This is a genomic window from Scytonema sp. PCC 10023 (genome assembly GCF_963920835.1).
Classification (GTDB): domain Bacteria; phylum Cyanobacteriota; class Cyanobacteriia; order Cyanobacteriales; family Nostocaceae; genus Kalymmatonema.
Map to the genome: position 1 here is coordinate 1 of NZ_CAWUDP010000216.1, position 5,118 is coordinate 5,118.

Annotated in this window: 7 protein-coding genes; 1 reads left to right on the forward strand and 6 read right to left on the reverse strand. The window is 43.1% G+C overall.

The features are described 5' to 3' along the window. Positions 1–297 precede the first annotated feature (297 nt). The 5 genes from ACM0OZ_RS47735 to ACM0OZ_RS47755 all read right to left on the reverse strand — a co-directional run bounded on the left by ACM0OZ_RS47735 (position 298) and on the right by ACM0OZ_RS47755 (position 3,678). Complete coding sequence (locus ACM0OZ_RS47735; RefSeq protein WP_414589972.1) at positions 298–1,173, reverse strand: glycoside hydrolase family 19 protein; 876 nt, start codon at positions 1,171–1,173, stop codon at positions 298–300. Between the two features lie 22 nt (positions 1,174–1,195). Next, positions 1,196–1,732, reverse strand: coding sequence for a LysM peptidoglycan-binding domain-containing protein (locus ACM0OZ_RS47740; RefSeq protein WP_414589973.1), 537 nt, complete (start codon positions 1,730–1,732; stop codon positions 1,196–1,198). Positions 1,733–1,784: 52 nt separating this feature from the next. Further along, complete coding sequence (locus tag ACM0OZ_RS47745) at positions 1,785–1,979, reverse strand: hypothetical protein (protein WP_414589974.1); 195 nt, start codon at positions 1,977–1,979, stop codon at positions 1,785–1,787. Between the two features lie 115 nt (positions 1,980–2,094). After that, positions 2,095–2,565, reverse strand: a complete 471-nt coding sequence (locus ACM0OZ_RS47750; protein ID WP_414589975.1) for a hypothetical protein — start codon at positions 2,563–2,565, stop codon at positions 2,095–2,097. A 150-nt stretch (positions 2,566–2,715) separates the two neighbouring features. Beyond that, positions 2,716–3,678, reverse strand: coding sequence for a trypsin-like serine peptidase (locus tag ACM0OZ_RS47755; protein WP_414589976.1), 963 nt, complete (start codon positions 3,676–3,678; stop codon positions 2,716–2,718). Between the two features lie 585 nt (positions 3,679–4,263). Between ACM0OZ_RS47755 and ACM0OZ_RS47760 the strand changes: the two genes are divergently transcribed. After that, positions 4,264–4,572, forward strand: coding sequence for a hypothetical protein (locus ACM0OZ_RS47760; protein WP_414589977.1), 309 nt, complete (start codon positions 4,264–4,266; stop codon positions 4,570–4,572). A 43-nt stretch (positions 4,573–4,615) separates the two neighbouring features. Here ACM0OZ_RS47760 and ACM0OZ_RS47765 read toward each other — a convergent pair whose 3' ends face one another. After that, a complete protein-coding gene (locus ACM0OZ_RS47765) occupies positions 4,616–4,888 on the reverse strand; it encodes a transposase family protein (protein WP_414589978.1) in 273 nt (90 codons plus the stop codon). Positions 4,889–5,118 lie beyond the last annotated feature (230 nt).

Here is a 5,118-nt window from a genome sequence, read left to right on the forward strand (position 1 = left end):
CTGGTAACTGGTAACTGATAACTGATAACTGGTAACTGTTAAATACCCCCGACAACAAGAAAAATGCTCGGTACAGTTAAACCGAGCAGTAGTTAAATTTCAGCCTTAACTCTTTGACTGTAGTGGTTTCATTAATAATCTGATTTGTCATTTCGTAGGCGGTCAAGATTCATATGTGCCAGATATTTACCGAAAAAACGGGTGTAGGTGGTAGGGTGTAGGGTGTAGGGGGTAATGATTTCTGGCGATCGCCTCAACCGATGAAGTTAAACTTTCCGCTTTGAATTCGCAAGAGGTCTATCTGTAAGGTTGCATACGATCGCAGTAGATATTACTGTCTGCACTTACCCCTAGCATTTGGCAAAACTGCCTGTAAAACCCTACCCTCCTCTCAACTCTGTCATCTGTAGGTCTGCCACATTCCAGACCGCCGTTGATGATGTTGATAGTCATGCCAAAACCAGGCACACGCCCTCTGTTTACATCATCAGGGCTAGGATTCCAACGACCGCTCATAACGTCGTGGCAAGAAGGTTTGGGTGGTTGAGGGGTCATCCAGAACCACAAGGCTGTAGAAAATGCGATCGCGCCATCCGACTTGACTAGGTCAGGATTGGCGAGCAGATTCAAGCCTAAAGCTCGACCTGCAGCACCGTAGTTGTAGTTCCACGAAATCTGCATGGGACCCCGACCGTGATAGCTACGACCAGGCTGACATGGATACTGGGTGTTATTTCTATCGCAGTATTCATCTCCACAGCCGTTAGGAATGCAGCGCAATTCTTCGATATATTGAAGACCACTAGTTTCGTGGGCAATATTAGCTAAAAACGCTGCTGCCTCGTGCTTGTGTTGTGTGTCAGATCCTTCGTTGCAGAAGTTTGGGTATCTCTGCGTTGCTGTCACCAAACTGTCATAGGAGTACAGACTGTTACGATTTGGAAACATAGCTTCGTAGGTTTGGCGCGACACAATCCTTGCAAAACCGCCGTCCCCTGGAGGTGTAGGAATGCACAATTCTTGACCTGGAACAATTATCTCGTTAACAGGTTTACTGCAATCAGGATTCATGATTTCCCGCCAACGATTACCATCACCTAACTCTCTTTGAGCAATGTCAAAGAGTATATCTCCTTGTCGAACAATATAGGATCTTCCGCATTGACAAGTCATAAATTACCTCCAAAAAAACAAATTACAAAATTACCTTGACAGGTTTTCTACCTAGATTGAGTGCTTCTTCAACGGTATCGACAAGGATATCAATCTTACCTGGTAGAATTGTCGAACCTACATCTAAGGCTTCTGCACGAACTTGGCTGTTATCCCAAAGAACCAAAGTAAAATTTGTACGCAGGGGAATTTGAGATGGGGCGACTGCACATTGTACGCGCGGAACGTTTTCACCTGTATTTGGGCATCGTGGCTCAAATCGACCTTCAAGTGCCGCACGTAATGTTATTCCAAATACACCGGAAGCTGGGAAACTACATCCTGTAGTCTCCACATCGTAAAATGTAGCTTCTAAATTTATTGTTTCACCATTAGATCCCTTAGGAAGGCAGACTTCATCACCGGGCTGCAACCTTCTAGCCTCCTCTTCTGTAAAGGGAGTGCAATTTGGTTTCGTGATTTCCTTCCAACGATTGCCATCACTTAACTGTTGCTGAGCAATGAGAAAGAGCGTATCTCCCGACTTAACAATGTATGAATTTCCACAGGCACAAGTCATAAATAACCTCCAAAAAAAATGAAATTACAAAATTGCCTTGACACAAGTAAGACTAAAGCTCTGGGTTTGAATCTTTGAGACTTTCACCATAAGATTTAATTTTCACATTTGCTGTTGCCATTTTTGTTCTCCTGTTCAATTCAGTTAAACTTCGTATCAGAACGACTGTGTTTAAACCAGTGAACAGTACCAGCCGCAGTGACCAGTACCAGCCGCAGTGACCAGTGAGAAGATTGACTTGGGACATCTTGATACTGCGCTTCCTTGATAACTGATAACTGATTTTTGATACTGCGCTTCCTTGATAACTGATAACTGATTTTTGATACTGCGCTTCCTTGATAACTGATAACTGGTAACTGTTAAGGTTTGATTCCAATAACTTGGGCGGTCATAGCTAATTGATTTGGTGCCGAAGATAGACCTTGAATCTTCACTGTTAGACCAGGATTCAATTTACTGGTATCCACTGTTTTTCCTTGTTGAGTAATCTTGGTTTCTGGAGCAAGAGCAACATAATAACGACCATTTTTAGTTTCCACCATCAATTGCAAAGGAAAACTTTCCATCACCTGACTAATCTTGCCTTCAATACTGATTGCTTCGCTAGTGTCCCTCCCAATAGGTTCCTGACTAGAATTATTCGGTGAGGAAACTGATTGATTTGGATTGTAATTTGTCATAGCATTCGGCTCTTTACTAAGATTCTCAGATGATGAGGAGACTGGTTGATTAACATTAGATTTATAGGAGGAAACAGTTTTATCTGCTGCACAAGCTAACAAAAGCAGGCTAGTTGACCAAAATAGTATCAGTCCCAATCGCATTCGCATTTAATTAACCAGAAAACGACACAAAAGATAGATACAATACAGGTTATTTGTAGGGGGTAGGGATACAACACACTTTGTGCTCCGATGATGTATTGCACCCTATAGAAAACTGCTTTATTTAGCGCTGGAATTTAAGTGTGTAGGAGTGTTCTAGGAAGGGTTATTTCGCCACGCCAACATATTATTGAACACCTCTGTTGTAATTCGGGTGGCGCTGTTGGGACAACCACCGTAAGCATGAATTCCCACTGCATGGCGTTCACCATTGAGCAGACGCCAGACAGGACTTCCACTTTGACCGCCTATCGTATCGAGCATATAGTAAATCTTGCGCTCCTCGACCTGGGTTACTCCACCAGCGTTGAACCACTGAGTGCCAAATGGCTTGTCACCGGGGTAGCCAGAGTTATTCAGCAATAAACCTTGCAAGTCGCTATTGGAAGGAGCAGCGAATCCAAACCAGCCAACTCGGTTACCGAGGGTGTCGTCTGGGAGAATAATCGCCCCGTAATCATAGTCAGGCTTGGCGTCCCTAGTCCAGCCTAGTGTAGCGCGGAAGGAAGTTCCAATCTGAGAGCCGTAGGGACGACTCGCTGCGTCCATCCCCGGAATCACTTCAATTGACTGCGCCCAACCAAGCTCACGACTGTGGAGGCAGTGTCCCGCCGTCATCACTGTGCGTGGTCCGATGAACCACCCTGTACCAACGAATCTTGCACCATTAGGGAAGGTAATGATTAATTTGCAAATCCATCGCCAGGGGATGTCATTTGCAGGTGTAATCTGGACGCGATCGTCAGCGCCACATACTGTTTCTGGCTGTAGGTATGCTAACGTGGCAGCATCCGAAAGCGATTCTAGGTCAGTAGCGATCGCTACTGTCTGAACTTTAATAACTTCATCTACAGCATGGGACGGGTTGAAACCAGCCACCGCTTCAATTTCCCCTTTGGCTGCTTTTCCAGCGAAATCTTTGACAATTAGACCTATGCCATCTTGAGAATCGAGTAACTCATCTTCACTTGAGACTGATTGGTGCAGCTTCCTTTCAATCTCTTTATTTGCTTGAAGTACATCAAGTTTATCTGATGCAAAAAATTCATTGGTTGTCATTGTAATTTATCCTCAAAAAATTATCTTTCTGTATTCTTAATAGTTGGCAGGAAAATCAACTTATGGACTTGTTAGATATACAGCAGATTACAAGTTAATGGAGTACACCCCTCTCCAACCCTCCCCCTAGCAAGGGGAGGGTGCCCGATAGGGCGGGTGGGGTAGTGTACCTCACTTAGATGAAAAGCGCTGTAACTGGAAAAATGTCAGCGAATCAGTTCAACGAGGAAGAGCGTATCTCCCAACGTAACAATGTATGATTTTCCGCAGGCACAAGACATAAATCACTTCCAAAAAAATGAAATGATAAATTAGCCTCTTGGTGTTCCAAAGGGAGGATATAAGCCCTCCTTCTACTACTTATATAAGTGTAAGTGAAATCAACTTATGCACTGGCAGAACCCGTTCTTGATTCCGGAAGATTGTGTACACTCGCTCAAATGAACGGCTAGCAAAGGTTCTGGAAAACTTTTCGGTAAAGCTGAATTTACTCCAGCAGCTTGCGCGCATTACTCATCTTTTGGGCTCACGCATTCTGGCACTACCCCGAATCCAAGACGCATCCTGAACCGATAAGTAGCGGTAATGCTAGAGATCTGTTATGAAATTCCACGCAGAGATACTCTCGTTCCGATTTTACAGCGCTTTCAAAAGCATAGACCACAAAGAGCGATGGTAGGGGCACGAAGCTTTGCTTCGTGCCCCTACAACCAACCTGTGTTCTACCCAATAGACATCTCCGAAAAATGCCAATACCTCTCTATAACTGGCTTTCAACAGGCGATTGCCCAAGGGGCAGTGCGCTCTGCGCAATCGCAAGGTGCAAACGTCAGCCAGTCTCAATGGAAAAATAAGGCTTTGAGACAGTTACTGTTGAGAATAAGGCAAAACTAAGTATTTATATACGCTAATTTTAGCTCTGTATAATCGCGCTATCTTATATTGGTAAAACTAATGTTCCAATTCGGAATCTTACAAGTCCACATATTGTCATAATTATTTGTTCGTATTTACTTGCATTTAATCTAAATCTTTCAGATGCAACTCTAAATATCTTAATGACACGAATCAAATGTTCGACAAATATTCGTTCAGACGCCTGTTCTTTATTTTTCTCTTTTTGCAACAATGTTAATTCTCCTTTTTTCGGCTTTTTCGTGGGAGTATTAATTGCTCCTTCTCCTTCATAACCTTTACTCAGATCTTGCACCTAACCGTAAAAAACCGTATAAGCTAAAAAGATGCGCGATAAGGCTACCTGATTTTTATCGGTTTTTATCGCTAAATTAAGGCTTTTAATTTAATACGGAGTAATTAAATTAAATCAATTTTTATTGGTGCAAGATCTGAGTTTATCTCCTTTAAACTTTTGATTAGGATGAAATCCAGGGCAAACGCATCTAAATTTTATGCTAGGGATGGGTGTAGCATTTGTGCTAA

Bases quoted from the DNA above. Each gene is read 5' to 3' on its own strand.
- ACM0OZ_RS47745 (WP_414589974.1), bottom strand. From the start codon at position 1,979: ATGTCCCAAGTCAATCTTCTCACTGGTCACTGCGGCTGGTACTGGTCA.
- ACM0OZ_RS47755 (WP_414589976.1), bottom strand. From the start codon at position 3,678: ATGACAACCAATGAATTTTTTGCATCAGATAAACTTGATGTACTTCAA.
- ACM0OZ_RS47735 (WP_414589972.1), bottom strand. From the start codon at position 1,173: ATGACTTGTCAATGCGGAAGATCCTATATTGTTCGACAAGGAGATATA.
- ACM0OZ_RS47750 (WP_414589975.1), bottom strand. From the start codon at position 2,565: ATGCGAATGCGATTGGGACTGATACTATTTTGGTCAACTAGCCTGCTT.
- ACM0OZ_RS47740 (WP_414589973.1), bottom strand. From the start codon at position 1,732: ATGACTTGTGCCTGTGGAAATTCATACATTGTTAAGTCGGGAGATACG.
- ACM0OZ_RS47760 (WP_414589977.1), top strand. From the start codon at position 4,264: ATGCTAGAGATCTGTTATGAAATTCCACGCAGAGATACTCTCGTTCCG.